The organism is Roseburia sp. 1XD42-69, assembly GCF_003612565.1.
Classification (GTDB): Bacteria; Bacillota; Clostridia; order Lachnospirales; family Lachnospiraceae; genus Roseburia_B.
Genome location: NZ_RAZG01000202.1, coordinates 1 through 1,533 on the forward strand (window position 1 = coordinate 1; position 1,533 = coordinate 1,533).

Genomic DNA, 1,533 nt, shown 5'->3' on the forward strand with positions numbered 1-1,533 from the left:
AAGCAATTTGGTAATATGTCAAGAGGAAAATGAAAAAGATTTTCATGGAAAAGGGTAACCTTAATAGACCTACGGTCTGAAAAGAACGTAAGTTTGATATATGGTATGGATTACCTACTCTTTTCCGGAGAGTAGAGTTGGCCCTTGTCCAGCAGACCGAAGAGCAGACGTATAAATTTACGGGAAGTCAACGCGAGTGCTCGTTTATGCTGATGGTTTCTTGTCTCAGCATATTTCTTGTCATAGAAGGCTTTGTATTCAGGACAGTGTCTTATGACACTTCCGGCAGCTTCTATGATGTAGTAGCGCAGATATCTGTTGCCAGCCTTGCTCATGTGTCTGTCTTCGGCTACGAAGTCGCCAGAGTCATTATCGTTCCAAACGATACCACAGTATTTTGCGAGGGCATTGGCATTAGGAAAAGCCTTAATGGAGCCCATTTCGGCTAAGATACCGGCTGAATAAACTTTACCGATTCCGGGAATGGAATTCAGTACCGTGTACTCGTCAGGGTTTAGTCCCTGAACTGTTTGAAGGATTGCTTTATCAATCGCTTTGAGTTCCCTTGCGAAGGAACTGATACAGTTAAATGAAGAAGCGATTGAGATAGTAAGCGGCTCATAGAGGCATTTATCAAGCCGGTATGAGTTGCGGGCTGCAGCCTGTAAGATTTTTGCTGTTTCTTCCGGATCAGCAATACGGCCTTTGCTCTTAGAGTTAATAAAAGCGACGAGGTCTTCTACTGATGAGTTTACGATATCTTCATTCGTTGTGTACTCAGTAAGAACGGCTTCAGCTGTGGCGCCATATTTGTTTGCGAATGGATGTTGTCCATCACGAAGCAATGCGTATTCACTGAACTTGAGATAAATGTTGTTAAGCATGTAAGTCTTTTCCCTTGCGATACATTCAGTGATGTGCATACGGTGTCTGGTAAGACGCTGCAGGGCAAGGTATTGGGAACCGCGCCATGGTTTGACCGCAATACGTCCTACACGGGCAAAATCAGCGATCACATAGGAATCTATGCCATCATTCTTTCCGATGTCATTGAAGGACTTCTTGTAGTTCTTGACTTCCTTTGGATTGAGACAGTAAACCCTGACAGAGAATGGCGCAAGCAGGCCACTGGCAGCAAGATAATTAGCCAGATGGACACCATAGAAACCAGTGGATTCCATACCGATAACAACGTATTTGAACTGATGGTTATATTCTAACACATCAGAAATCATCTGTTCCATAAGGGCTGCACCTTCCCGGGTGTTTTCTACAGGTTTCATCTTGATGTAGAACTTCTCATTGAAATCAAGTGCAGAAATAACATGAATACGGGATGCAATGTCAATCCCAACAAACAGTGTTGAGAGGCAATCAATAGGTTCTTTCACGGATCATCACCACCTTTCAATAAAAATGAAGAAGAGTAATCATGGCTTGTCCCAGATCACTACGCCGCCCTAAACCTCGCGTTATGAGCATTGCCCGGCAGAAATACCCTGCTGGTGGCTAGATGCCGGGATGCAGCATTTG

The 1,533-nt window shown here is 44.0% G+C and carries 1 protein-coding gene; it reads right to left on the reverse strand.

Features of this window, described 5'->3' with window-relative positions; genetic code table 11:
- Window positions 1-110: 110 nt before the first annotated feature.
- Window positions 111-1,391, reverse strand: a complete 1,281-nt coding sequence (locus D7Y06_RS25060) for an IS110 family transposase (protein ID WP_120410180.1) — start codon at window positions 1,389-1,391, stop codon at window positions 111-113.
- Window positions 1,392-1,533: the final 142 nt, after the last annotated feature.